20 protein-coding genes are annotated in these 24,926 nt (G+C 61.2%); 2 read left to right on the forward strand and 18 right to left on the reverse strand.

Annotated features, from left to right (window positions below; translation table 11 throughout):
• The first annotated feature begins 6 nt into the window (after positions 1 to 6).
• Positions 7 to 624 carry a sugar O-acetyltransferase gene (locus tag IK083_09035; protein ID MBR4749694.1) on the forward strand — a complete coding sequence of 206 codons (618 nt, stop codon included), beginning with the start codon at positions 7 to 9 and terminating at the stop codon, positions 622 to 624.
• Between the two features lie 58 nt (positions 625 to 682).
• Here IK083_09035 and IK083_09040 read toward each other — a convergent pair whose 3' ends face one another.
• The 13 genes from IK083_09040 to IK083_09100 all read right to left on the reverse strand — a co-directional run bounded on the left by IK083_09040 (position 683) and on the right by IK083_09100 (position 19,201).
• Positions 683 to 1,951: a hypothetical protein gene (locus IK083_09040; protein ID MBR4749695.1), complete on the reverse strand. Its 1,269-nt coding sequence runs from the start codon at positions 1,949 to 1,951 to the stop codon at positions 683 to 685.
• Positions 1,948 to 2,655, reverse strand: a complete 708-nt coding sequence (locus IK083_09045) for a DNA alkylation repair protein (protein MBR4749696.1) — start codon at positions 2,653 to 2,655, stop codon at positions 1,948 to 1,950. The genes IK083_09040 and IK083_09045 overlap by 4 nt, the downstream gene beginning before the upstream one ends.
• A 1-nt stretch (position 2,656) precedes the next feature.
• Entirely contained in the window at positions 2,657 to 5,920 is a 3,264-nt protein-coding gene (locus tag IK083_09050; protein MBR4749697.1) for a hypothetical protein, read from the reverse strand.
• 67 nt (positions 5,921 to 5,987) lie between these two features.
• The gene (locus tag IK083_09055) at positions 5,988 to 6,785 is read right to left on the reverse strand and encodes a sugar phosphate isomerase/epimerase (GenBank protein MBR4749698.1); all 798 of its coding nucleotides are present in this window, start codon (positions 6,783 to 6,785) and stop codon (positions 5,988 to 5,990) included.
• Entirely contained in the window at positions 6,785 to 7,951 is a 1,167-nt protein-coding gene (locus IK083_09060) for a U32 family peptidase (GenBank protein ID MBR4749699.1), read from the reverse strand. The genes IK083_09055 and IK083_09060 overlap by 1 nt, the downstream gene beginning before the upstream one ends.
• Positions 7,951 to 9,690 (reverse strand): proline--tRNA ligase, encoded by a 1,740-nt coding sequence (locus tag IK083_09065; GenBank protein ID MBR4749700.1) that lies wholly within the window; start codon positions 9,688 to 9,690, stop codon positions 7,951 to 7,953. The genes IK083_09060 and IK083_09065 overlap by 1 nt, the downstream gene beginning before the upstream one ends.
• Positions 9,691 to 9,844: 154 nt before the next feature.
• A complete protein-coding gene (locus IK083_09070) occupies positions 9,845 to 12,082 on the reverse strand; it encodes a glycoside hydrolase family 127 protein (protein ID MBR4749701.1) in 2,238 nt (745 codons plus the stop codon).
• 73 nt (positions 12,083 to 12,155) lie between these two features.
• Positions 12,156 to 14,390 carry a glycoside hydrolase family 32 protein gene (locus tag IK083_09075; protein MBR4749702.1) on the reverse strand — a complete coding sequence of 745 codons (2,235 nt, stop codon included), beginning with the start codon at positions 14,388 to 14,390 and terminating at the stop codon, positions 12,156 to 12,158.
• Between the two features lie 10 nt (positions 14,391 to 14,400).
• Positions 14,401 to 16,083, reverse strand: a complete 1,683-nt coding sequence (locus IK083_09080) for a family 14 glycosylhydrolase (protein ID MBR4749703.1) — start codon at positions 16,081 to 16,083, stop codon at positions 14,401 to 14,403.
• Positions 16,080 to 16,643 carry a hypothetical protein gene (locus IK083_09085; GenBank protein ID MBR4749704.1) on the reverse strand — a complete coding sequence of 188 codons (564 nt, stop codon included), beginning with the start codon at positions 16,641 to 16,643 and terminating at the stop codon, positions 16,080 to 16,082. The genes IK083_09080 and IK083_09085 overlap by 4 nt, the downstream gene beginning before the upstream one ends.
• A complete protein-coding gene (gene metW, locus IK083_09090) occupies positions 16,636 to 17,277 on the reverse strand; it encodes a methionine biosynthesis protein MetW (protein ID MBR4749705.1) in 642 nt (213 codons plus the stop codon). The genes IK083_09085 and metW overlap by 8 nt, the downstream gene beginning before the upstream one ends.
• Positions 17,274 to 18,419: a homoserine O-acetyltransferase gene (locus tag IK083_09095; protein ID MBR4749706.1), complete on the reverse strand. Its 1,146-nt coding sequence runs from the start codon at positions 18,417 to 18,419 to the stop codon at positions 17,274 to 17,276. Before IK083_09095 ends, metW begins: the two co-directional genes overlap by 4 nt.
• Positions 18,419 to 19,201 carry a sulfite exporter TauE/SafE family protein gene (locus tag IK083_09100; GenBank protein MBR4749707.1) on the reverse strand — a complete coding sequence of 261 codons (783 nt, stop codon included), beginning with the start codon at positions 19,199 to 19,201 and terminating at the stop codon, positions 18,419 to 18,421. Before IK083_09100 ends, IK083_09095 begins: the two co-directional genes overlap by 1 nt.
• Before the next feature lie 171 nt (positions 19,202 to 19,372).
• Between IK083_09100 and IK083_09105 the strand changes: the two genes are divergently transcribed.
• Positions 19,373 to 20,281 carry a hypothetical protein gene (locus IK083_09105; GenBank protein ID MBR4749708.1) on the forward strand — a complete coding sequence of 303 codons (909 nt, stop codon included), beginning with the start codon at positions 19,373 to 19,375 and terminating at the stop codon, positions 20,279 to 20,281.
• 103 nt (positions 20,282 to 20,384) lie between these two features.
• On the opposite strand, the gene IK083_09110 is transcribed toward IK083_09105, so the two are convergent.
• From IK083_09110 to IK083_09130, 5 genes are all read right to left on the reverse strand, one after another.
• Positions 20,385 to 21,005 (reverse strand): flavodoxin, encoded by a 621-nt coding sequence (locus IK083_09110; GenBank protein MBR4749709.1) that lies wholly within the window; start codon positions 21,003 to 21,005, stop codon positions 20,385 to 20,387.
• 101 nt (positions 21,006 to 21,106) lie between these two features.
• Positions 21,107 to 22,009, reverse strand: a complete 903-nt coding sequence (locus IK083_09115; GenBank protein MBR4749710.1) for a hypothetical protein — start codon at positions 22,007 to 22,009, stop codon at positions 21,107 to 21,109.
• Positions 22,006 to 22,839, reverse strand: coding sequence for a hypothetical protein (locus IK083_09120; protein ID MBR4749711.1), 834 nt, complete (start codon positions 22,837 to 22,839; stop codon positions 22,006 to 22,008). Before IK083_09120 ends, IK083_09115 begins: the two co-directional genes overlap by 4 nt.
• Positions 22,840 to 22,909: 70 nt before the next feature.
• Positions 22,910 to 23,764 carry a hypothetical protein gene (locus IK083_09125; protein ID MBR4749712.1) on the reverse strand — a complete coding sequence of 285 codons (855 nt, stop codon included), beginning with the start codon at positions 23,762 to 23,764 and terminating at the stop codon, positions 22,910 to 22,912.
• A gap of 10 nt (positions 23,765 to 23,774) precedes the next feature.
• Entirely contained in the window at positions 23,775 to 24,560 is a 786-nt protein-coding gene (locus IK083_09130) for a hypothetical protein (protein MBR4749713.1), read from the reverse strand.
• Between the last annotated feature and the right edge of the window lie 366 nt (positions 24,561 to 24,926).

Genomic DNA, 24,926 nt, shown 5'->3' on the forward strand with positions numbered 1-24,926 from the left:
GGACCCATGATATCAAAAGACGTGATCCACGGAGGGATGCTGTATGATCCCACCGACAAGGAGCTGATGGAAGAGCAGCTCAGGTATCTGGACAGGCTGTATGACTTCAATCACACCCGGCCTTCCCAGATGGAGGAGCGCATAAGGTTTATGAAGGAGCAGTTTGCCGAGTGCGGCGAGGACTGCTATATAGAGCCTCCCTTTTACGCCAACTGGGGAGGCAAGAACGTCCATTTTGGCAACGTGGTCTATTGCAACTTTGGCTGCACCTTCGTGGACGACACCCATATATACGTGGGGGACTACACCAAGCTGGGACCCGGAGTGGTGCTGTCCTCGGCAGGGCATCCCATACTGCCGGAGCTGAGGGAGAGATCTCTGCAATACAACTTTCCCGTACGCATAGGCCGCTGCTGCTGGCTGGGGGCGGGAGTCATCGTGGTCCCCGGGGTCACCATAGGGGACAACTGCGTCATAGGCGCAGGCGCTGTGGTCACCAGGGATATACCCGCCGGCAGCGTGGCTGCGGGAGTGCCCTGCCGGGTGCAGAGGCCCATCGGAGACAAGGACAGGGAGGTCTATTTCAGAGACAGGAAGATAGACTGGGACAGTCTGAAGCTCTGACACCGCCGCAAAACACAGCGGGCCTCGTGTGAGGCCCGCTGTTATTATTTTCGGAGTGTTATTTTACCCGGACCCGGATGACGGGTCTGATCCCCGCCAGAGCCGTGGCTGTGTTGGCTGATGCCAGGGCTGTTTTTTCCACTCTGCCGTCCTTGGTGACGGCGCAGGCCCTCATGTCGCCCATGCCTTCGGATCTGAGCCACCAGGGGCAGGTCTGAGGAGCGCCCTGCTTTCTGGCGTATTCGGAAGGGCGGCAGACCCGGGCGTCGTACCTGTTGAAGAAGGACTTGGCTTCGGCTTCCGACAGCAGGGTGACCCGGTCCTCCGTGTCCTTGATGTCGAGGATGGCGCTGCGCTCCCTGGGTGAAAACGCTGCAAAAAAGAATTCCGCGTTGAGAAAGCCCCGGAGAGTGCTGTCTTCCCAGGTCACGGGAGGGTAGGCGTTGTGTTCTGCCTTGTAGGCCTTCAGCTCTTCCACGGACTCCTTGTAGGCGTGAAACTTGCCGTAGCCCAGGGCCTGCTCGCTGAGGAGCAGGGCTTCGGAGCCCTCCTTCTTCAGCACCTGCCAGGTGATGGGCTTGTCCATATAGGCGCCGAAAACGGCTTTGCCGCCCTTGAGCTCCACGGCTGCCTCTTCTTCCTCTTCTTCCGCGTCTTCTTCGGACCCGTCTTCCCCGTCCTCTTCATAGGTGTTTTCCCGGGGCTTCAGATTGTCCAGGCATTCCGATATCCCGGCGGCTATGTCGTCCGGGTCCGTGATATATATCACCGGGTTGCCGCCCGCTTCGTACACGTAGCCTGCCACTGCTCCGCTTTTGAACACGGGGCCGCCGCAGTAAAAGTCCTCCAGAGGCGCTGTCAGGACGGCGCTGTCTTTTGTGACTGCGCCGAGAGTGACGCTCACTGTGACAGGCTTGCCTTTTTCGGGGTCAAAGCCGGCCGCCGTCAGCACGTCGCCGGTCTTGAGAGACACGCTGCCAAGCTGCAGGGGGCTTTCGAAAGCGCCGGTCAGCAGGATGGTGTGGCCGCTGTCGGTGAAATTGTAATTGGAGACAGGCCGGCTCTCCTGCCCGATGCGGGCAGTCATCTTCATGTCCTCAAAGCCCACGGCCATCTCTCCGTCACCGGAAAAGTCGAGCCATACGCTGTCGGAGGTGACCAGACAGCCGCCGGTCCCCACGAAAAAGCCGCTGACGTCCGTCTTCAGGCCTTCCTCGTTTTCTATGTGTATCCCCGCAACTGACTTATCAACGTCTGCGTTCAGGTCTGCCATACAGGCTGCCGCAGACAGAATAACAAGCAGGATGCATACAGTAAATGTTCTCATTTTTGTCTCCTGTTCTTAAGTGTTCTCAGATATTGTTTTTGCTCCTGGGTTATCCGCCGGCTTTCCAGAGCCTTTTGGATGGCCGCATTGTGGACCCGGGGGTCCAGGAGCCTGTCCTCCAGATAGCAGAGGACCGCCCGGTACTGCTTGGCCAGAGCCGTGGCGAAATACCAGGCCGACATCATATTTACGTAATATTCCCCGGATCTTATCCCGGCCACCAGGCCGGGGTATTCCGGCAGGAAGGCCTCGTCCAGATAGTGCTGCATCAGCATGCCTATGCCGAAGCGCACCGTATAGGTCTGGCCGGAGCCCAGCCAGCCCCTGATATGCTCCAAGAGCTCAGGCCTGTGTTTGGCAAAGCATTTGGGCGACAGCTGGTCGCAGGTGGCCCAGTTGTCTATAAAGGGCAGGAAGCGGCAGGTCCGGGACATGCACAGGCCGTAGTCCCTGGTCTCCGATATGATAAAGGCGTGGAGCTGGTTCTCGTCAAAATAAGCGTGGGGCAGGGCCTCCAGAAACTCCGCCAGGTCCCCGCGCCCCACAAGCTCCTTTGCCAGGCTCCTCAGCTCAGGGGTCCGGACGCCTATGATACTTGCCGGCGCCACGGCGGGGATCAGCTTTTGCTGGAAGGCTCCGTAATCCGGGTCTCTCCTCCGGGAGAGCTCCTGCCTTATATAGCCTGTGATACCGTCTTCTGCCATGTTATTGCTGCCAGAGGAGCTCCAGCTCCGCTTCCTCGCCAAAGGCGCCTATGCCGTCGGCCACAAGGCGCAGCCTTATGGCGGAGGGCTGCTCCTTCAGGGTAAAGGAGGCCCGGGCCGTGGCCAGATAGCCTGCCGGCCTGTCCAGAGGGTAAAAGGCCTCGCCTCCGTCCCAGGAGACCCTCAGCCGGACCCTGCCTGCCCCTTCGTTTTCCCACAGGCAGTCGTCGATATTCGCCATGGTGACGGTGAAGCGGGCGCCGGGCCGGGGCCTCAGGACGCCGGACTCAATGAGGGTCTCGGCGCCGCAGACGATGCTGTCTATCTCGCTGTCCAGATATTTCACGGGGCCCACGCCTCTGTAGGGTATATTTCCCACTCCCTCGGGCTTCAGGGTCCGGGTGGTGAGGCCGGTGCCGGGAGTCACCAGCCGGGTGTACTTGCCCTCCTGCAGGCGCTCCGAAACATGCATGGCGTATTGTTCGAAGAAATCGCCGTAGCCTCTGGCATACAGGTCTCTGTCATACACCAGAGTCTCGTCGGCCTCCCGGGGCCACAGGTCTCCCTTGAGCTGGTCCGCCGCCCTGTCGGAGAGGGCCAGCAGGGCTCCTCTGGGGGTGAGATCGGGCTCCGCAATGCCGTAGTCCGACCTTTCGTCTATCCTGTAGCCTCCCGGATACCACCAGGCAAAGGAGCCGGTAGCGGAGCTGCGGGCCACAAAATCGGCCATGGTCCTGTAGTAGTTTGTCTGATACTGCAGCTTTTTCAGGGCGTCTTCCTGCCTGTAGCCCAGCTGAGCGGCGCCGATAAACAGGTGGACGCCGTATTCGATCCACACCACGGGCTTGCCTCCGGACACCAGCCGGCACTGGAGATTGGTCAGCTCTCCCATACCCATATATAAAGACGTGGCTCCCAGGTTGTATCCTTCGGGGCACAGAATGTCCAGATGGCGGGCGCCGGCCTTCATGTCGTAGGGGAAAATGTGGGCATATACCACCGTGCCGTTGCCGCCGGCCCCGTTCCGGAGCCCCATACAGGTCCAGGGATCGTATTTTCTCAGGTTGCGGACGGACCTCTGCAGGCCCTTGCCTATCAGGTCGTCCAAAAAGCGGCGGTAGGCGGCTATGAAGGGCAGGCTCTTTGTGTCCGGCTGCCTGATCTGCATGTCGGTGGGGCCGCCATAGGCCCCGTCGGTGATGGAAGGCGTCCAGCCCAGCAGGGTCAGGGCCGTTTCGGCCGAGCCGTATTCCCGCATGAGCCACCGGTTCCATTTGCCGTCGAGATGCCTGCGGCTTGCTTCGTCTCCCAGGCTCACTTCCCAGCCCAGATCGTAGCAAAACATGGCTCTGGCCTGTCCCAGGCAGGCCGCCCGGACGAGAGCCGCTGCCGTTTCTTCACGGACGTCCAGAGGATGGCAGCCCTCCAGAAACAGGTGCGCCTTGATGCCGTATTTTTCGCAGCGCTCCAAAAAGTCTCTGATCTGGGGCGCCTCGCTCAGCCTGAGATACTGGGTGCTGACCACGTTGACGTTCATGTCGCTGAGGAGCCGGAGGTCCGCCTCGATCCTGTCGGGGAGATACTCGTCGGCAGCCAGCCAGGCGCCTCCTCCCTCCGCCGTTCTCAAAGGCACTCCCGTGGCATACATGGGCCAATAATTGACCCCCACCGGCACCCATTTTTCATCGCCCTTCCACAGGTGGCCCTCCTCGGACCGGATGATGTGGTCCCAGGCGCGGGACCGGGAGTCAAACACCGAAAAATCCTGGGTGATGCGGTCGGTCACCTGCCCGTCCTTTTCCAGAGTGATCTCGGCAGTGTAAAAGCCGGGCTCCGACAGGGTGAGAGACGCCGTCTCTCCCGGCTTCACCGTCCGGGTGAACACGGGTGTCCAGGGCTCGTCTTTGATGAGTATGCGGACCGAGGCGCCCTCGGCATTGACCGTCCGGGCTCCCACGGTGATCCGTTCCCCGGGCATGTAGGAAAACCGGGAGGTCCCGGCGCAGAGGAAGCGGGGCCGGTCGGTGAAGCAGTCGGCCAGCCGGTCAACAAGGGCCGGAGCCCCTGCGAGAGCGTCCGGGTCTATGCCGGCAAAGACCCAGGTCCCGCCGTGAAAGGCGGAGTCTTCCCTGTGAAAGACCGCCTGGGCTGCCATGCCCTTTTCTCTGCCCTTTTCCACGCACATGGCCAGGGGCACCTGCCGAAAGGCGCCCCGGTTGTCCAGGCCGTAGCCCTGATTTCTGTAAAAAGGCATGACGGCTTCGCTGACCTCAATGCTGCCGCCTTCAAAGGTCACGGTGTCGGCGGAGCAGCGATACATATGGACTGCCGGGAAAAAGGCGGGCATTTCCATGGGCTCCCTGATCTCCGGCAGGGAGCCGCCGGGGATCAGCCTGAGGGCGCCGATATATATATCCTGAGGCTTGCCCGTGGGGGTGGTGGCGGGATAGTCTTCCTCTTCCTGAACGGCGCTCATAATGGCAAATTCAAAGGAGGCCATGTTGCCCGGGTCCAGCCTGTCTCCCGCGCCGCCTCTCTTGCCGTCTCTGCTGTTGTCCCACATGCCGAAGTCCCGGGGGCTGATGACGTAGGTCTTCCATTCTTCGGATAGGGAAATATGGCTGAACCAGCGGGAGCCGTCCTTTTCCCTGATACCCAGAGAAAGGGAGGGGGAATAGCGGCTGCCCCTGATGCTGACGGCAAACAGAGGGCGCTCCGGCACTTCAAGCTCCGGGAGAGACCCGGTGTAGCTCTCCCAGGTGTCGGCGCCGTCATTGGTGATGTGAAAGGCGGGCCTGCCCTCAGGGGAGGCTGTCTCGAAATGGCGTCCGGGAAGGCTGTTGCAGGAAGTGACGGTGAAGCGGGAGATGCTCCCGGGCAAGGCCGGGTCCGCCAGGGTCACGCCCCCTTCGGAGGAAGCCTTCTGAGCGAGCCCTCCGGCGGGAACGTCCTCATTGCCCAGCCGGACCGTCATTTCCGAAAAGGGGATGCCGCCTGCGGCCAGCAGGCTGCCGCCATTTTGTATAAAGGCGTTCAGGGCGTCCACTCCCTCGGAGGGAAAGCGGCTGCAGTCGGTCAGCACCAGCACGTCGTCCCTGCCGCCCCGGAAGTCGGCCATGGAGCCCAGCTCCGCCGTGGCAAAGCCTCTGGAGGCCAGGGCGTCCATAAGGACCGGGTCGGCAGCCGTGCCGCCCCGGAACCAGGCTGTCTTTGCGCAGACGGGCAAAGCGCAAAGAAGGATAAGCGCGATCAGTGTGTGTCTCATATATTGCTCCCCTTGTCGTCAGTATTATTATAGCACAAAAGGATGCTGCCCGCGCCGGCCGCAGCCTTCAGACCAGCGAACGGATATATCCGAGGGAGGCCAGAGCCTTGTCCAAAAACTCTTCCGGCGGCAGAGAGCTGTATTCCGGGGAGTTGTCTGCGTTGACCTCCAGATGCAGGGAGCCCTCATAGGGGGACGCCTTGACAGCGCCCATGACCTTCTGCCAGTCGGCAGACCCGCTGCCGGGCAGGGCGTGCTTGTCCCGGTCGCCCTCATTGTCGTGGAGATGCAGCGCCAGCAGTCTGCCTGCATAGCGCGCGAGGGGGTCTGCGTCCGTCTTTTGGAAGCATAGGGAGTGGCCCGAATCGTAGCAAAAGCCCAGATAAGGGGAGTCTATCCGGTCCAGGATCTCCAGGGCAAAGGTGTGTCGGATGTTCTCGGCGGCCAGGCGCACCTTTTTGCTCTCCGCCAGCCGGGTCAGAGCCTCCAGCCTTTCTCTCCCCTTGGCGGTGATCTCTTTCGGATGATGCCAGCTGGTGATGTGGACCACGCATACGGGAACGCCCAGGTCCGAGCAGAGGCCTACGTTCTTTTCGATGACGCTATAGGCCTGCTCGCCCTTGGGGCCGTATTCGAATATATAGCCCGTCACGTCAAAGGGGGTGTGGATGAATTCTTTTTCCAGGCCCAGAGTGTCCGCCAGCGCGGACAGCCTGCGCAGCTCCTCCTCGTCGGTCCATTCGTGGTCTATCCCCCACAGGGACACCGCGTCAAAGCCGGCGGCCTTGATGAGCCTCATCTTGTCTTCGAGAGACAGGCCGAGATAGCCGAAAAAGTTGTATATACCGTTTTTGGGACTCAGCATCAGTCTATGATCCTTCTCAATATAGAATATGGCGGCAGGTCTGTCACCAGCAGGTGATCGTTGTTGGCTTTGGTGAGGACCCGGCCCTCCGTGTCGGTGAAGGTCTCCGGGAGAGTGACGGTCCTGACTCCGGCGGGGGTGAGCAGCTCTGCCTCTTCGCCGCCCTCAAACGAATTGTTGACCCGCAGCAGGCCGTCGGCGCCTGTGTGCCCCAGCAGCCTGGAGGTGAACAGGTAGGAGGAAGACCCGGTCTTGTAGTCCTCCGGGCCGATCTGTCCCTTCATAAAGCCTTCGGTGTAGCCCCGGTTGCTCACCCGGGACAGCAGAGTCTCTGTCTCTTCCCCGTCCATGGGCTCTCCGTCCAGCAGCCTCCTGTAAACGTTTACCACCGAGGCTATGTAGTGGACCGTCTTCATGCGGCCCTCTATCTTCAGGGAATCTATGCCTATGTCCGCCAGCCTGCCTGCATAGCGCCAGAGGGCCAGATCCCGGGTGTTGAAGAGATAGAGGCCCCGGGAGTCTTCAAAGACGGGCAGCAGGGAGCCGGGGCGCTTTTCTTCCACGAGATGATAGCTCCAGCGGCAGGGCTGGGCGCACTCGCCCCGGTTGGCGCGCCGGCCCGTCAGATAGTCGCTGATGGCGCAGCGGCCGGAGTAGGAAAAGCACACGGAGCCGTGGACGAACACCTCCAGCTCTATCTTTCCGTAAGTCAGCTCCCTGATCTCCGCTATTTGTTCAAAGGACAGCTCCCGGGCCAGGTTGACCCTGGCGCAGCCCAGGTCGGCGTAAAAGAGAGCCGTCTGGGCGCTCATGGTGTTTGCCTGGGTGGATACGTGTATGGGGGTCCGGACGTCTGCCTTCGTGAGAGCCGCCATGAGGCCCGGGTCCGCCACGATGAACCCGTCCGCCCCATCGAGGGACCCCGCCAGGTCAAGGATGGCTCCGTATTCCCCCGTAAAGGGATACACGTTCAGTGTGACATAGGCCTTTTTGCCCCGGTCATGCAGATACCGGAACGCCCGGGAAGCCTGGTCGGGGGTGAAGTTGCCCGCATAGGAACGGAGAGAATACTCCCCGAGCCCGAAATATACCGCGTCGGCTCCGTATTCGGCGGCCCAGATCAGCTTTTCCGGGTCGCCGGCAGGGGCCAGCAGCTCGGGCTTCATTATCTGACCTCGCCGGCCCTGAGGCTGAGCTCCTCGTAAAGTCTGCCCCTGAGGTCCAGCACGGCGGCGGAAGCCTCGCCGATGGGGACAGACTCCTTGCGCTGCTTGTCCCTTCTCAGGGACAGCTCCGCCTTGCCCTCGGCGGCTCCCTTGCCTACCACTACCTGAATGGGAATGCCCCACAGGTCATTGTCCTTGAACTTGACGCCGGGCCTCTCGTCCCGGTCGTCCAGGAGCACGTCCGCGCCGGCCATGGACAGCTCCTCGTAGAGCCGGGTGGCCATGGCGCACTGGGTCTCGTCGGCGGGGTTCACCAGGATGACCGACACCTCAAAGGGAGCGACGGACACGGGCAGGATCATGCCGTCCTTGTCATTGCTGACCTCGATGATGGCGGACATGAGCCGGCTGACGCCCATGCCGTAGCAGCCCATGATAAAGGGCTTCTCGGCGCCGTCCTCTGCCAGAAAGCCGGCGTTCATCTTGTCGGAATAGAGGGTGCCCAGCTTGAAGATGTGGCCTACCTCCATGCCCTTTTCGGTCTGGAGCTTGCCGTGACAGCGGGGGCAGGGGTCTCCCTTTACAGCGATACGCAGGTCGGCATATTCGGGCTCGGGAAAGTCTCTCCCGGTGTTGACGTTGATGATGTGCACGTCGGTCTCGCAGCCTCCCACGGCGTAGTTGACCATGTTGCGGATCTCGTTGTCCGCTATGAGCCGGTCCACCTTGCCCAGCCCCACGGGGCCGGCAAAGCCGGTGTCGGCCCCTGTGACCCGCATCACGGTGTCGGGCTCCGCCATCTCCAGGCTCTTGGTTCCCACTGCCCGGGCGGCCTTGCTCTCGTTCAGGTCTCTGTCTCCCCGGAGAAGGAAGGCATACACCTTGCCCTCGTGCTCATAGATGAGGGTCTTCACCAGCTTTTTGGGGCTGATCTTCAAAAAGGAAGCCACCTGGTCTATGGTCTTGGCCCCGGGGGTAGCCACCCTTTCCATGGGAGCGGGCTCCTCGGAGGAGGGGCGGTCACTGTGGGCGATCTCGCATTTTTCGGCGTTGGCGCTGTAGCCGCACTGAGGGCACACGAGTATGGTGTCCTCGCCCGAGTCGCAGATCACCATATATTCCTGATTTTCCTTGCCGCCTATGGCGCCTGAGTCTGCGTCCACCACCTGCGGAGCGATGCCGCAGCGGCGGAAGGTCCTGCCAAAGGCTATGAACATCTTGTGATACGACCGGTCCAGGCCCTCCCAGGAGCTGTCAAAGGAATAGGCGTCCATCATGATGAACTCTCTGCCTCTCACCAGGCCGGCTCTGGGCCGCGCTTCGTCTCTGCCCTTGGTCTGTATCTGATAGAGATTGAGGGGCAGCTGCCTGTAGCTGCGGACGTCCCGGCGGACTATGTCCGTCACCACTTCCTCATGGGTAAAGCCGATGGCGTAGTCGGCGTTTTTGCGGTCCTTGAGCTTGAAGAGCACGTCCAGGTCCCACCTGCCGGTCTCCTTGTAGAGATCGCCGCTGACCAGGGCGGGCATGAGTATCTCCTGGGCTCCCTGCCGGGCCAGCTCCTCCCGCAGGATGCGCTGTATCTTGCAGAGCACCTTGTAGCCCAGGGGCAGATAGTCGTAGATGCCAGCGGAGACCTTGCGTATAAAGCCGGCCCGCAGCAGCAGCTTGTGGCTGATGATCTCAGCCTCGGCGGGGATCTCTCTCAGAGTGGGTGAAAACATATTTGAAGCGCGCATAAAATGACCTCGGAAAACTATGGAATACTACACACTTATTATAGCATATCGGCCCGGCAAATAAAAGAACGGGGCTCCGGCAAGGGCCGCCGCCCGCCGGGGCCGGGCCGGCAAGAAAAAGGCCGGAAGGAGCTTCCTTCCGGCCGTATGCCGTCTATTTGTCGAGCCTGAAGGGGTTCCCCTTTTCGTAGGGCATATCCTTTTGGCCTGTCCCCTTGATCCAGGTGGCGAAAAAGGAGCCGGTCTCGGCGGCGCTGTCATAGTCCGTGAGGGTGACTGTGTTCCCATCCGTGTCTCTGAGCTGCACCGCGATCCCCAGAGTGCCCTCCGGATCATCCTTGACCACAGCGTTTTTGAGGGCGCTGACGTCTATGACCGGGGCGGAGCGCCGGTCCAGGAACTCTATGACGTTCACCGCGCAGTCCAGGGAGGCCTCCTGCTTTTGGCCTGTCACCTCTATCTCCAGAGTGTGCCTGCCGGGGCCCAGGCCCTCCTTTTCCCACACTGTGGAGAGAAACAGGTCCTTGCGGCCCTGGTTGTAGCCGAACAGGTCTCCGGCATCGACCCCTTCCCTGTAGAGGTCCACCGTGTCCGCCAATTTGCCGTCTATATACACGTCGGCGATACCGGCGTCGTTGAACCTGTTGTAGGTCCAGGCGCAGTAGTCTCCTTCAAACTCATATCTGATGCGGCTGCCTGGCTTCACCGAGCGCAGGCCGTGGAAATAGGGCAGGTGTCTGGCTCTCAGCCATTCCTGCCAGTCTTCCCCGTATCGGGCGTAGTCGGCGGGGCTTTTTTTCTGCAGGGCCAGGAGCACGGGGCCTCTGTATATGCACACCTTGCCCTCGGACTCCTCATGGCCCGTCTGATATCTGAGGCTCATGTCAAAGCCGATGTCGATGCGGTCGCCCTTTTGCCAGTCTCTTTTTATCTTCAGATACCCGCCGCTTTTGACTCCCTTCACGCTGCGGCCGTTCACCGACACGGAGGTCTCCCGGCTCCAGCTCGGGATCCTGAGGGAGAGGGTAAAGGAGGCCTCGCTGCCGGGGCTCACGGCTATGGAAACGCTGCCGTTCCGGGGATATCCGCCGGAGACCTCAAGGGTCACGGGCATATCCTTGTAATAGCCCGTGAGGACGCTGTCCCCGTACCAGTTGAGGGCCGGGCCTTCCTTGCCGGACATCAGGGCCCAGTCGGTGACTATGGCCAGCCCCCTGATGGCGTTCACCGTGCAGCAGTCTATGCCGTTGTTGCGGGCGGCCTCCCACAGGTTGGGGTCGGAGGGCACCACCATGCCGTCCATGGGGGTGTTGTAGCTGGTCCACCGGCCGTCCCGGGACAAAAAGCCCAGAGCCGCGTTGCAGACTGTCACCTCCAGCTCGTCGGCGTAAAGGGAATTGCCGGTGGCCCGCAGAGCCTCCACTCCCAGAGCCTCCCAGGCTATGGTGCAGCAGGTCTCCTCGCTGCGCACGTCCCAGGGGTTGCCGTTGGCCTGCTCCATGCTGGTCCAGGCGCCGTTGTTGTGCCGGTCATACCGGGCTATGCCGTGGAAGATGTTTTCAGTGGCGGTCCTGTAGTCCTCGTTGCCCGTGAGGAAATACATCTCCGGGATGATGAGGGCTGAGTGCAGGGCCTCCCAGCGGATGCCTCCCGCTCCGTTGTTCTGATACCAGGCTTCGCCGGCCAGGGCGCGGTTGAGAAAATTCAGGTTGAAGTGGGGGTCCGGGAACACCTTGTCGATCATATTTTGGCAGAACTTCAGGTATTTCTCGTCCCCGGTGATCTTATACAGATACGCCATGGAGTGGCCTATGGCCCAGTTGCAGTAGCCGGAGTCCGTCCAGGCCAGGCGGATGGGGTCGTCGAGAAACTTCTCGCACACCAAGTCGGCCATTTTCACGGCGCAGTCGAGGGCCCTTTGGTCCCCGGTGTCCTCGTACCACAGCAGCATGCCGTGCATGATGTGGTAGTGGTTCCACAGGTCCCAGCTCACCTTGCCGCATATGGACTTGTGGCCTATGCCGGTGAGCTGATAGGGCTTGGACCAGACTCCCAGATAGCCGTTGTCCGCCTGCAGGTCTATGATCCTGCCCACGAAGCCGTAGATGTATTCCCTCAGCTCCTCGTCTCCCGCCATGCGCCGGAGATACACCAGGCTCCGGAGGAACTTGCCGGGAAACTCGCCGGACCAGGGCAGGACCTCGGGGCATTCCTCTCTCTTGCGGAACAGCTCCAGCATGGAGGGATTTTGCTTCTCCAGAGTGGCTGCCCAGTTGTCCTTCAGGTTCTCGGCCTGCTCGCCGAAAAAGCCTCTGAATTCGCAGGCCGTCCGCCAGTCTCTCGTCAAGACCGGCTCCTGCTTGTAGTCCAGTGTGTGTCGGGGGTTTTTCATATTTGCATCCTTTGCAAAAAGGCATACGGAGCATGCCAGTATAAGTAATATCAATACAGAGCTTTTCATGTTATCACCTGTCAGAAAGCGGGACGCCTGAGAGCGCGCTGCCGGACAGCTGCCATACTGTGGCCGACAGCGGAGCTGTGTCATCGGAGAATATCCTGATCTCCCTTATGCCGCTGTTGAGGGATGTGGTGCAGGTCTGCCCGTTCACAAACACCTCCAGCAGCTGTCTGTCAACAAATATCCTGAGGTCGGCTCTGTCTCCCGCAGAAAAATAACCCGGGCCGGAGCCGGTCATGGAGGCGGCGCCGGCGATACCGACGGAGCCGTCGGCAGGGTCCAGCCCGGCAACCGCTTCCGAGCCGTCTTCAAGGAGAAACCTGAGGCCGGCCCTGCCTTTGAGGCTGTGAAAGCTGACTGACATTTCCAGGGCCTTGCACTCCGTTGCCGCCGTATATTCCCCCCGCAGAGTCAGGGTCCCGGTGTCTGTTGCCGGTCCTCTGAGGGCTTCGAATTCCGGCGCCGGCTCCTGGCAGAGCCGCTCTCCGTTGAAGGTCAGCACCCGGGGCATGGCGTGGCAGCAGGCCCAGGGCAGCAGTCCCGGCCCGGAGTTGTTCAGCCCCGGAAACAGGGCCATTATCAGCCGGCGCTCCGAGCCGCCGGGTCCCTTGTCGTCCACGCACAGGGGGTTGAAGCAGTGAAAGCTGCTTACAACGTCCAGCAGCATGCCCTCCTCATGCTCGGGTATAAATTTCAGGGTCTCCCAGTCAAAGCGGCCCACCCAGTATTTTACGGGATGTCCCCCCAGTATGAGCACGTCCCTGTCTCCGTAAAAGAGCAGGTAGGGGAATTCCATAAAGCCTCCCGTGCCGTTGTCCTTCCGGGCGCAGAATATCTCGCCCTCCTCCCGCCAGTTCTCCAGGTCCGGGGAGGACCACAGCATGACAGGGTCTCCCAGATTGCCCGGCCGCATGCCCTTGCTCAGCCTGGAGGTGATGGTGTACCAGACGCCGTTGTGCCGGAACACGTGTCCGTCGTGGTGGTATTTGCCGATGACCGTGTGCTTGTCCGTGTAGGACAGCATGCCGTCGTCGGACCGGGCCAGGACTCCGGTCTTGCCGTTCTTGCCCTGGGCGGTGTAAAGGGCCCTCAGGTCTCCCTTATCGTCGATGAAGTGATTCAGCAGGTATATGCAGAACACGTCGCAGTCCGCATCCGTCATGGGGGCTATGGGCAAGCCGGTCCAGTGCAGCAGGTCCGGCGAGGCGTAGTGGTCCAGAGACGAATATTTCAGGGTGTAGCGTATGCTGTGATACGAAAACACGTGATACCGTCCGCCGTAATAAAAGGCGCCGCAGGGGTCGAAGATGGTCCCGAAGGGCTGGGTCAGGTGCCAGAGGGGCCTGGCCGGGTCCTCCGCCGCCAGGTCTGCCATCACCTTCCAGGCGTCCCGGCAATCTGCTTCGGATCTGCGGCAGGAGGCGTCGTAAAAAGCGTTGCAGGCGGCCACTGCTTTGTCAAAACGGTCCGGGGACTTGACGGAAAGCCGCTTGCCGCCGCACAGGGCGGATATGCGGGCCGGCTCCAGGACCCTGTGCCACAGGGCCGCGGTGTCAATGGCGGCCTCGCGAAAACGGGCAAAGGGCTCGCCGGTCTCATAGGTGTCCGGCTTGAGGCACCTGAAGCCTCCCAGCACCAGATCGTCATCGAAGGGGGCCGCGAGGCCGTGGGTGAGAGGAAAACAGGCCAGCCTGACTCCGTCCTGCCAAAAAGCGATGCTGCCATTCCCCGCGGTAAGCGTCAGGTCGGTCCAGCCCTCGCCTCTCAGGAGCGCCAGGGGCACCTCGCGGTAGTTTTTGCCCCCGGGGACCCGGGCTCCGATAAAGGCCACGGCCAGATTTTTGGTCCCGCAGGGATAGACCCCCAGGCTGAGAAAGTCCGAATAGAAGAAGGTGCCCTCCTGGGGCGGGCCTTCAAGCCGGGCCCGGACGTATAAGGTCAGCTCATCCCCGTCGGGTCTGAAGCGGCGGGCCCTGTAGGTATTCAGAAGCAGGTATCCGCCCTGCAGGAGGGCGGCGTTGCCGTCGCCGCCTCTTTTGCGGGACTCCTCCGCTTCGCCGGCGGGCAGGGGATAAAACTCCACGCCGCCGGATATCTCGTGGTCAAAGGGGGTCGTCACGCTGCCCGCTCCGCCGGCAAAGTGCCACAGGCCGGCGGCTCCCTCCAGGGGATCGGCGTTCTCTGCAGGGGCGGCGCAGACCTGCCCGGCAAAAAGCGTCAGGACGACGCACAGGAAAAGCAAATAAAAGGCGTTATAAAACATAGTCGGTTATAGCCCCCGCCCTGGCGCAGACGGTCTGCATGAGCCAGTTTTTGTATAGAAATACCACCTTGTCGGCGGACGACGGGTTGAATATGAGATACCTGCCGGGCTCGATCTGTGTCAGATACACGCCGTTGTCCGTCACGGCGTGCCAGCAGGTCTGTGTCTCGGACAAAAGCTTTTCCAAAGGCCCGGCCAGGTCTTCAAAGCCGCTCACCCGGACGGCGTCCCTGAAGACGACGGCCCTGCCCTCCACGGTCCGGGAAAACTCCCTGCCTATCCACAGCAGGCGGCCGCCCTTTTCCGTCCATTCGGTGATGGCCCGTGCGGTCTCTTCTTCCATCCAGGGCTCGTCGAAAGCGATGAGTATCCGGTATTTCTCCAGAGCGCCGTCGGCGATGAGGGTCTCGCAGAGCATGTCATAGTCGGTAAAGCCTCTGAGCCTGGCGGCCCTTTGATACCAGTCCGAGGGGGATATGGCCAGGCTGACGGAGGGGTAAAACACCGCCGCCGGCGCCGCGGGGCTGCGCTTCTGCAGGGCGCCTATGCTCTGCCGCTGGGCCTTTTGCATGCTCTTGGCGCTCATGTTGTAGGCGTAGTCGTGGAGCTGGTCCGCTCCGGAGGCGGCCGCGTTGTAAATGCGGGCGGCGACTCCCGTCTCGTTTTCGACGCTGGCGGGCTCAAAGCCGAAATATGCGCCGTAATACCTGCCTGCCGTGGCCACCTGGCGGGTGACCGTGAAGTTGGAGGCGTAGTCCGAGCCCTCGTTGGTGATGCGCACTCCGCCGCCGTATCGGGCCGCTGTTCTGCTCTGAGCGCTGAAGTCGGAGCCCATTTCCGGCAGGGATATGCCGCCGGTGCACAGATATATCTGCCTGTCCGGAAACGCCCGGCGGGCGGCCTCCATCCATTTGCCGGCATATTCGGTCATGGAGAGGCGGTACCATGCCACAAAGTCCAGCCAGCGCCGGCGGAGATGAGGGTCTCCGGGGAGCCTGCGCATCAGGTCTGCCTTGCTCTCCTCGCTGTCAAAGGGGTAGGCGATGCCGCTCTCGTCGGTGAAGGAGGTCTTCCAGGCCTTGTTGACCGCGGCAAGAGTCCCGTATTTTGAGACTATATGCCGGCGGAAGGCTTCCCGGGCCGGCTCCTCGCCGCACCAGAAGCCCAGGTGGTTGTGGTATTCGCCGGGCAGTTCGAAGGTCCAGCCTCCTCCCGACACGGAGTAGATGGCTTCGCCGTAGTCGCCCTGTATGCCCAGGAGCACCGATTCTATGAGGCCGCCGGTGTCGTATCTCCCGGCAAAGGCCTTCATAAAACGCTCCGCGTATTCCATTATCCGCGGGGACCACAGGCTCTCTATCTTGCTGTCTGTGCCGTGCTCCGCGCAGCGGCAGGGGGTCCCCAACGACTCCCGGTACCAGGCGGGGGTGGCGTAGGCGGGGCCGGCTATGAGGAAGGGCACCCACCCAAGGCCCGCTGCCTTCAGGGTCTCCGCCACGGAGTCCCACACGGACCAGTCCCACCGGTCCCTGCCGGCGTCCTCTGCGGACTGCCAGGTGACGTAGCTTTCCACGGAGGTGGCGCCCAGAGACTTCCAGAGACGCGCTTCCTCCGGCGTTATCTTCGGGTCCGTGCCTCCTCCCTGTCCGAGACAATAGCTCATGTCTTTCATTGTCGTTCCTCGGTTTTCTGCTGCTTTTGCTCCGGCAGCGGCGGTATGTCAACCCCCAGGTTCTCCCGGGCAAAGCCTTTGACGAAGTCCCGGGCCGTCTCTCCGTGCTCCCTGAACCAGCTCTCGTCAAACACGCCCACCAGGTGCCACAAAGAGCGGGGGCCGGCGATGACGTATTCCGTCGCTCTGGCCTCCTTGCGGCTGTCCTTCGCCGTGTAGGTGCAGAGCCACAGATCCCGGGCCGTCTTTTCCCGGTAGTCCTTTTTGGCGGTCTTCTCCTGATCCTTGGTGTTTTGGTCCACGTAGCCCTTCAGGTCCGCCCCGGGGATGTTTTTGGCGGTGATGAAGCCCGCGGGCTCCGCCAGCCGCTTGCCGGGGATGATGAGCTGAAAGGCGTAGTCCTCGGTGCCTCCCGAATAGATCCAGTTTGCCGGGACGCGCACCGTCACCCGGGAGGGGCCGGAGCCGGCGTGGCGGGGAAACATCTGGTTGTGAAACTTGCCGAATATGATGATGAGCGCCAGCAATACCAACAGGCCTATGGTGGCGGGCTTATTCATCCCGGGCCTCTCTGGATACCACGTATATGGCGGTGTTGCCCCTCAGATTGGGCAGCACCCGGAGCATCTTCTGGCTGCCCCCCTGCTCGGCCAGATAAAAGGCCTTTTCGATCGTGATGTCGTTGTTTTTGCACAGCTCCATAAAGTCCGCAAAGGAGGAAAAATGTATGTTCGGCGTGTTGTACCACTCATAGGGCATGCTCTTGTTCTTGGGCATCTTGCCGGTGAACAGCAGCTGCAGACGGACGAATATGTTGCCGAAGTTGGGCGTGGTGACTATCACCCTGCGGCCCACCCGGGCGGCCTCCAGCAGAGTCTTGCGGCAGTCCGGCAGGGTCTGCAATACGTCGGAGAGGATCACGTAGTCAAAGCGCTTGTCCGGATAGTCCGCCAGGCCCGTGTTCAGGTCGTCGTTATATACGAAAAGGCCCTTTTTCACACATTCGTTCACGTGGTTGGAGTTCAGCTCCACTCCCTGACAGTGGCAGTGCCGCACGTCCTGCAGCAGCTGCATAAGGTGGCCTTCGCCGCAGCCCAGATCCAGGATCTTGGAGCCCTCGTTGACCAATTCGAGTATATAGGGGTAGGTGCCCCGTATGACCTCAAAGCGTTGTTTTTCCAGGCTGTTCATCATATGGCGTGCTCCATAAAGTTGGAGAGAAGGCCCGTGAGTATCTCGGCTTCCTCCAGAAATGCGTCGTGGCCCTTGTTGGTCTCCACTTCCGTGTAGCTGACGTCTCTGCCCGCCCGGCGGAGGGCGGAGACTATCTTTTTCATGGTGGCCGGCGGGAACAGCCAGTCCGAGGAGAAGGATATCACCAGGAACTTGCTCTCGGTCCGTTCAAAGGCCTTCCGCATGCTGCCGTAGTGGTGGTTCAGGTCAAAGTAGTCCATGCCCTTGGTGATATACAGATAGGAATTGGGGTCGAAGCGGTCAAAAAACTTTTGGCCCGCATTGTATTCCAGAGTGCCCTCGATGGAAAACTCTATGTCCCAGTTGAAGTCCGGCTTTTCCTTCTTCTGAAAGTCCCTGCCGTAGCGCTCCCGCATGTATTCCTCGGAAAAATACTGTATGAGCCCGATCATCCTGGCGGTCTTGAGGCCCTGGACCGGCTGCTCTTCCCTGTCGTAGTAGTCCCCGTTGTTCCAGTTGGGGTCGTTCATGATGGCGTTGCGGGCCACGCAGTCAAAGGCTATCTCTCTGGGGTCCACCGAAGCGGTGGCCGCCAGCAGTATATTCAGATCCATCATGTCGGGATAGTCGGCGGCAAATTGCAGCAGCTGCATGCCTCCGAAGGAGCCTCCGGCCGTGGCAAACAGCTTCTCTATGCCCAGAAAGTCCAGCAGCCTTTTCTGGGCGGCCACCATATCCCTGATGGTGACTATGGGAAATCTCATGCCGTAGGGCCTGCCCGTGGCCGGGTCTATGGACGAAGGGCCGCTGGAGCCCTGGCAGCCGCCTATGATGTTGGTGCAGATCACGAAGTATTTGTTGGTGTCAAAGGCCTTGCCCGGGCCTATCATCTCGTCCCACCAGCCCGGGTCCCGGTCCTGAGGGGAATGGTAGCCGGCGGCGTGGGCGTCGCCCGTCAGGGCGTGAAATATCAGTATGCCGTTGTCCTTCTGATCGTTCAGCCTGCCGTAGGTCTCGTAGGCCACCGTCACGGGGCCGAAGACCTCCCCCGATTCGAGGGTGAGGCTGTCAAAGGTGAATTGCTTTAGCTTGACCAGTCCTACCGTGGTAGGGTCCTGGGGGTCGTAGGGCTTGTGAGCCATTAAGAACCTCCCTGTTTGTGAACAAGAGTTTTTATCATAAGTCCTGTGACTATGAGCAGAAATATCCCGAAAATGATGCGCAGGGCCTTGTAGTCGGCCAGGGCCGCCAGGTCGGAGCCGGCAAGGGAACAGACGCCCGCCGCAGCTCCGGCTATGAGGCCCGCCGCGAGATCCACGTTGCCCCAGCGGGACTGGAGTATGACTCCGGTGACCGAGGTGGGGATGATGCACAGCAGGCTGATGCCCTGAGCCGTTCTTTGCTCCACTCCCAGAAGGAGCATGCAGGGGACCAGCACAATGCCGCCGCCTATGCCCAGCAGCCCGGACAGGATGCCGCTCGCGACCCCCAGCAGGACCAGCAGGGCATACAGGGCCGGGTTTGCCTCGGGAGCGGGGCGCAGGCCGAAAAGGCCCTGCCCGGTGACCCCGGAGTAGATGATGTTTGCCGCCGTCAGAAACAGCAGGCAGATAAACAGCAGCCTCAGAAGGCGGGTGTCGATACGCTTCACTATCCAGGACCCGACGAAAGACCCGGCTATCCCGCCGGCTATGATGAACATGCCGAAGGACCAGCTCACGTGGCCGTGAAAGGCGTAGCGGGTCAGGGCAAATACAGCGATAAGGCAGGCGCACACCAGGCTGATGCCCTGAGCCTTTTTTTGCGGCTTGCCCAGAAGCAGCACCAGCATGGGCACTATCACCGTGCCTCCGCCTATGCCAAGTAGTCCGCCCAGAAGTCCGGCGGCGGCGCCGGAGGCGGCGAGTATCAAGGTTTTTTTCATGATAAAGCTGTGTATGCCTGTGGATGTGATTTTTGGCTGCTATTATATTTTATCATAGAAAAAGGTTTTTGGCAAACCCGGGACGGGAGGGGCCCGGCGGCGCCGGCGCAGATTGCCAAAAACGCCGGGAAATGGTATCATTTAGATGGAGTAGCAAAAGGAGATACAGACATGAAAAAACTGCTTTTGATGTTGTTTGTGATAGGCCTGGCTGCGGGCGTGAGCGCCGCAGACAGCACGTTTATTCTTTTCGGGGTCCCCGACAGCGGCAAGCAGGGCTTTTGGGACGGATATCTGACCAACGTGAAGGCGGTCTTCAACTCGTCCTTTCCCTCGGTGCTCGCCAAGGGCTTCGGCTTTGAGTTCGCCGATCCGGACAAGGTCAAGTCCACCGCCTCCAGGCTGGGCTACAGCCCCGACTTTTACAACGCCATGGACGACGACGATCTGGCAGCCCTGGGCGCCGGCGCCGGAGCCAGGTATATCATCATCCCCCGGATCGCCACCAACCGGTGGAACTCTTTTTCCGACGGCAGCGAGACCGTGGAGCTGGCGGTGGCCTTCAAGGTCTTTGACGCGCAGCAAAAGCGCTACGTCAGCGATTTTACCTCCCGGTACTACGATTCCAAGGCCGCTACCCGCATCGTGACCGGCAAAAAGGACATAGACGAGCTGGTGCTGCTTATAGAGGCTCTCAGCGGCGACAAGGAGGACAAGAACACCTTTGCCACCGACAGCGTGTATGCCTTCATCAAGCAGGCGGCCGCAGATCTGGACAACTCTCTGGACGGCACCATTGCCATCAAGGTCAAGACCTCCCTGAAGCCGGGAGAGCTGACCATCACCAAGACCGACAAATGGAACTCCGTGAAGGCCGGCGACAAGGGCGTGATCTTTTTTGTCAAGGACGGCTCTCCCAAAAAGCTGGGCGCCGCCACGGTCAGCTACACCAAAAAGAACGAGATACATCTGACCATCGACTCTCTGTCGGATGAAAAGGAAGCCAAAAACAAGAGGGAATACGCCTTCGTGTTCACAGTCAGCGACCCCGTGGTGCGCACCGTGGCCTCCTTTGAATAAACACACACATCCACGCCGGCGGCAGCCGGCGTTTTTTTTGCGCCGGGACGCCGCAAAAAAAGGCCCGGCGGACTCGTCCGCCGGGGCCCTATTGCCGCCGGGTTTACATTACGCTCTGTACCCACTCTCTGACGGCGCTCTCTTCGGGCTGCTCCTCAAACCGGATGCCCTCCTTCCAGTCGCCCTTGCCTGCGGCCCGCTCCAGAAGGCTGCCGCTTTGGCCCAGGCCCACGTGGGTGGAGGTGCAGAAGGGGATGACTATCTTGCCTCCGAAGTCGTTGGCCTTCACAAAGGTGGTGACTGCCCAGGGGGCTTCGCCGTACCATATGGGATAGCCTATGAACACTGTGTCATAGCTGTCCCAGTCGGCTGCTGTCTTCTCCTTGAGCTCCATATCCTGCAGAGCGGGATCCTGGTGCTGCTTGTTCACCCGGCTCTCGGGGTCCCGCCAGTTCAGGTCCGCTTCGGTGTAGGGCTCGGAGACCTCTATCTCAAACAGAGCGCCGCCGGTCTCGCCGGCTATGAGCTCCGCCACTCTCCGGGTGTTGCCCGTGCAGGAAAAATATACAATGAGGGGCTTTTTCGCCTCCGCCGCCTTGTCAGACGGGAGGGGCTCAGGTTTGCCCGCAAGCTCGGGCGCGCCGTTAGGCTTTTCCTTGCCGTTGCAGGCGGAAAGTCCGATGAGTATCGCCAAAGCTGCCAGTATCGCCAAAAAGGTCTTCATGGGGTGTACTCCTTGTCTCCGGCGCCTTGGCGCCGGGTGTTTTTCTCATTATAACCCATTTGGCCGCCTTTTGCAACAGGCCTGCCGGGCGCCGGCTCCCGTCAGGAGCCGCTCCTTTCGGGAAATGAGACGAAGAGGCTCCGGCCGAAGGCGTCCGTCACTGAGTGATATTCCATGCAGAGATAAAAGGTCCACTTGCCTGTCCACCGGGAATAAGCGGCGTTGAAGCCGGTGATGCGCCCTCTGACGGTCACCTGCTCATTGTTCGCGGCGTATCCGGACTCGGAGGGCCGGTCCGGCTCCCGGCATATGATAAGGACCTCTGTATTCGCGGGGACGCTGGCTACAGTCAGGCAAAACTCCCCGGATACGGGCAGGGCGGCGCCGCTGTCTTCGCCGAAGAGGTCACAGGACAACAGTATGCGTCCCGTGACGGCTGTGTTCAGAGCCTCCGGCAGGATATACTCGTCATACCAGCGGGGCAGCAGCCGCCGCTCCGGGTTAAGCTCCGCAGCGCGGGCCTCCGGCACCAGCATGTCCAGTATTTTCCCGGCTTCGTCAGAGGTCAGAGGCTCCAAAAGCCCCGTCTTGTCCGTCTCGTCCCGCAGGGCCGGGTCCGTCAAATGTCGACTGAGGCGGCTCATGAAGTCCATATTTGCATCTTCCCACTCCGCTTCGGAGAGAGAAAAGTTGACCCAATGATCCGGGAGGACCAGACAATGGCTGTCGGAAAAAGCCTCTATATGCCCTATGGCGTTGATCCTGCCCGTGCCGTCTGCCATGAGCAGGCGCCCGGACTGCTGCAGCATACGGGCCAGCCGGACCATTTCGGCCCCGGAGGCCGGTCCGGCCTCCGGGTCTCTCAGCTTTGCCGCAAGGCGGTCGTCAAAGGGGCAGCGTATCTCGCCGGCCGGCCGGAGCGTCCGGACCAGAAACCAGACGATGCTGCCGTCGGCTTTCAGCCGCTCCAGCACCCGGGCGGTCAGGGGTGTGTTTCTCGTCATAGCCCTGTCCTCCCCCGGTCCAGATAATCCAGGACCGCTGGCGGTCCCGGGGTGATGCGGGAGGGGGCTATATCCACGTCTATATGCACCACCAGCCTGGCGTCGGCGCTGTAGTGGTCGGAATAACGGCAGCCCGTGATCTGCCCCTCCACGGTCACAGAGTCGCCCACGGACAGGTCCCGGCCGCCGAGGTCCGCGTCGGAGCGGCAGGTGAGGGTGATGTTGACGCCTCTGTCCCTGGCGCAGGATACCCGCAGCAGGTCTCTCTCCGTGTCAAGGGATGTGACAAAGCCCCGGGCCCGGAAAGCCTCCCCCTTCAGCTCGTTGGCGCTGACCTGAAAGGCCCGGCACAGAAGGGAGGTGATGCCCCAGAAGGAAAAGTCGGCGTATTCGGCGCCGGCGGCGCTTTTGCGCAGCAGGGCTCCGGCAGTCCGGCGGGTGATAAGGCACACCCCGGACCTGTCAAAGCAGTCCAGGCGGAGACGGCCGGCGTGGGGATAGTGGTAGTCCAGCACCACCCAAATATAGCGGCAGGATACGGCTTCCACCCGCCCTATGCCGTACACCGAGCCGGACCTGTCCGCCATGAACACCCTGTATCCACGGTCTTCCAGAGTGACGCCCGTATCCTCTATGATGGGGCCGCTTTCCGCGAGGGCGTAGAGGCTGTCTTCTTCCGGGCCGGCGGCCTGCTCCCGGCAAAAGGGGGCTGTGTTGGGGAGCCTCTGCTCCAGAGCCCCGTTGTCGCACCGCAGACACATCCATTTGAGGGCGGTGTCCGCCGCCAGCTCCGAGATGATCTCTCGTGTAATGGGTCGTACTTCTTTCATATCTTCTCCTTTGACGCTCCTTTCAATGCGACGGAAAGGGGCGGCAGACGCCGCCCCTTTCCGCAGGCCTTTATTCCCCGGATCTGACCAGGTCGTGCAGGGTCAGCTCGAAGCGGGCCCGCCTGCCGAAGCTCAGGTCCGTCCCGGTCAGCAGCCCCGACACCTCCACCGGGTCTCCCCGGCGCAGAGCCCTTGCCTTGGCCAGCAGGGCGCTGTCCGAGGGGTCGAAGACGCAGGAAAAGACGGCGCCGGCGTCTTCGCCAAAGGCTTCGATCTCCAGCTGCGCAAAACTTCTGCGGTCGTCCCAGCCGGTGCGTTCCCGATAGTCTTCGGCTATGCCGCAGACTCTGATGAGCCTGTCTGCCGACAGATCGGGGACGTTTCCCAGGTCAAAGGCCATATCGTCCGATACCCAGTCGTCTTCGAACCGGAGGGCGCTGCAGGCCTTTTCTTCGCAAAGGCTATCCGCTGCGTCAAGCAGCCTGCGGGCGGCGGCTTCGGATAATTCCATGAAGCCAGCCCCACTCAGATCGCGGTCCTCGTCTTCGGAGAAGGCGGAGCTCACGTCCGGACAGTCCTCGGTGAAGAAGTCCGGGACAGCCCATATATAGCGGTCCGAGGCGGCTTCGATGCGGCCTATGGCGTAGAGGGCTGCTTTTCTCTCGGTGTCGCGCGTTTGCAGGGGACAGAGGAAAAACACCCGGCTGCCGGCCAGCTGCGGCGCGATGACGCTCCAGTCGGAGTCCGTCTCCTGCCCATAGCAGATGATCTCCGATATCCGGCGTCTGCGGAAGCCCCTGTCGTCAAGGGAAAGGCACACCTCTTTCAGAGGGGCGCTGCAAAAGACAGCGAAGCTGCGTTCGCTGCGTTCGTTTCTCAGCCGATCTATATCTTCGGCGGTGATGAAGGTGACGTTGCGTGTCATAGCATCTCCTTTATATAGTCTCATCCGCAGCCTCGCCGCAGGGGGTGACGCTGCAGTCCGCGAGCCGGATCTCCAGGGTCCGGCTCTCCTTGCCGTCTTCTTCCTCGCTGATGCGGGTCCGCATGCGGGCCAGCCGGCCTTCCACGACGACGCAGTCTCCCTCGGAGAGAGACTGCCCGGGGTCAGCATGGAAAACGACCCTCATGTCCTCGCCGGCGATGACGCAGCGTCTCCCGTGTACGCCGGTGACGGCGCCTTCCACGCGGAAATGCTGAGGGGCCAGCCGGTCTGCGAGCCGGTTGTCCATGTCCGCAAGGCTTTCGGAGGTAAAGTCGGTATAGACGTGGACGCCGTCAAAGGGCTCTATGCAGTCCAGTATCTCCTCCGCCGCAGTCCTGGTGACAAAACCGTCGCGGGTCCAGAAGTCGGAAAAAGGCTTCTCGATATAATAATCCAGCACTACCCAGAAATACCGGTCCGAAGCCGCCTCTATACGGCCTATGCCGTAGATGCCTTCCGAGCCGTCCATGAACACCCTGCAGGCAGGGTAGTCCCGGAGGAGCTCTGCCTTGACGGCGTTCTTGTCGGGCTTGTTTACGCTGTCGCGCAGCAGGCCGCTCTCTATGAGGCTGTTCTGCTCTTCGCTCAGAGCGTCCGCTATGTCGCCCGCGATCTCGTCCGTGTCAAAGCGGCATACGGCTTCGTTGTTGCGGCAGCCGAGCATAAGCCATTTGGCGCCGGACGCCAGCCGCAGGGCTGCCAGGTCTTCGGCAGTCAGGGATCTGAAGTTTATCATGTGATACTCCTTAAAAAGTTGTCGTTATTGCAGACGGGTCTGCAAAGGTGGGTGCCTGTAACTCGGTAGATGGTGTGTGTCTCGCTATAGGCGCGGCCTCCTGTATCCGTGGGCCCCGGTCAAAAGCGGTCCTCCTGCCGGGCGGCAAAGGCCGTCCGCAGCAGCGCCTGCCCGAAGGGCTCCGTAATTCTACTGTGACTGTGATGCTCCGATACGCAGACCAGAGTCCTGCGCACCGCAAAGAAAAGGGGATAAAGGGATCAAAAGGATGATCGGCAGCTTCTCTGCAGCCTGCGGCTGCAGACACCCCTATATTAGTTGGCTGGTCCGGGACAGTGCCCTCCGGCCGGCAGGCCGGACATTATA

It is taken from the genome of Abditibacteriota bacterium (assembly GCA_017552965.1).
GTDB lineage: Bacteria > Armatimonadota > UBA5829 > UBA5829 > UBA5829 > RGIG7931.

Coding starts and splice junctions, on each gene's coding strand:
- IK083_09125 (MBR4749712.1), bottom strand. CDS start 23,764: ATGACACGCAACGTCACCTTCATCACCGCCGAAGATATAGATCGGCTG.
- IK083_09120 (MBR4749711.1), bottom strand. CDS start 22,839: ATGAAAGAAGTACGACCCATTACACGAGAGATCATCTCGGAGCTGGCG.
- IK083_09095 (MBR4749706.1), bottom strand. CDS start 18,419: ATGGCTCACAAGCCCTACGACCCCCAGGACCCTACCACGGTAGGACTG.
- IK083_09050 (MBR4749697.1), bottom strand. CDS start 5,920: ATGAGACACACACTGATCGCGCTTATCCTTCTTTGCGCTTTGCCCGTC.
- IK083_09035 (MBR4749694.1), top strand. CDS start 7: ATGATATCAAAAGACGTGATCCACGGAGGGATGCTGTATGATCCCACC.
- IK083_09110 (MBR4749709.1), bottom strand. CDS start 21,005: ATGAAGACCTTTTTGGCGATACTGGCAGCTTTGGCGATACTCATCGGA.
- IK083_09100 (MBR4749707.1), bottom strand. CDS start 19,201: ATGAAAAAAACCTTGATACTCGCCGCCTCCGGCGCCGCCGCCGGACTT.
- IK083_09105 (MBR4749708.1), top strand. CDS start 19,373: ATGAAAAAACTGCTTTTGATGTTGTTTGTGATAGGCCTGGCTGCGGGC.
- IK083_09055 (MBR4749698.1), bottom strand. CDS start 6,785: ATGCTGAGTCCCAAAAACGGTATATACAACTTTTTCGGCTATCTCGGC.
- IK083_09070 (MBR4749701.1), bottom strand. CDS start 12,082: ATGAAAAACCCCCGACACACACTGGACTACAAGCAGGAGCCGGTCTTG.
- IK083_09085 (MBR4749704.1), bottom strand. CDS start 16,643: ATGAATAAGCCCGCCACCATAGGCCTGTTGGTATTGCTGGCGCTCATC.
- IK083_09080 (MBR4749703.1), bottom strand. CDS start 16,083: ATGAAAGACATGAGCTATTGTCTCGGACAGGGAGGAGGCACGGACCCG.
- IK083_09060 (MBR4749699.1), bottom strand. CDS start 7,951: ATGAAGCCCGAGCTGCTGGCCCCTGCCGGCGACCCGGAAAAGCTGATC.
- metW (MBR4749705.1), bottom strand. CDS start 17,277: ATGATGAACAGCCTGGAAAAACAACGCTTTGAGGTCATACGGGGCACC.
- IK083_09065 (MBR4749700.1), bottom strand. CDS start 9,690: ATGCGCGCTTCAAATATGTTTTCACCCACTCTGAGAGAGATCCCCGCC.
- IK083_09115 (MBR4749710.1), bottom strand. CDS start 22,009: ATGACGAGAAACACACCCCTGACCGCCCGGGTGCTGGAGCGGCTGAAA.
- IK083_09130 (MBR4749713.1), bottom strand. CDS start 24,560: ATGATAAACTTCAGATCCCTGACTGCCGAAGACCTGGCAGCCCTGCGG.
- IK083_09045 (MBR4749696.1), bottom strand. CDS start 2,655: ATGGCAGAAGACGGTATCACAGGCTATATAAGGCAGGAGCTCTCCCGG.
- IK083_09040 (MBR4749695.1), bottom strand. CDS start 1,951: ATGAGAACATTTACTGTATGCATCCTGCTTGTTATTCTGTCTGCGGCA.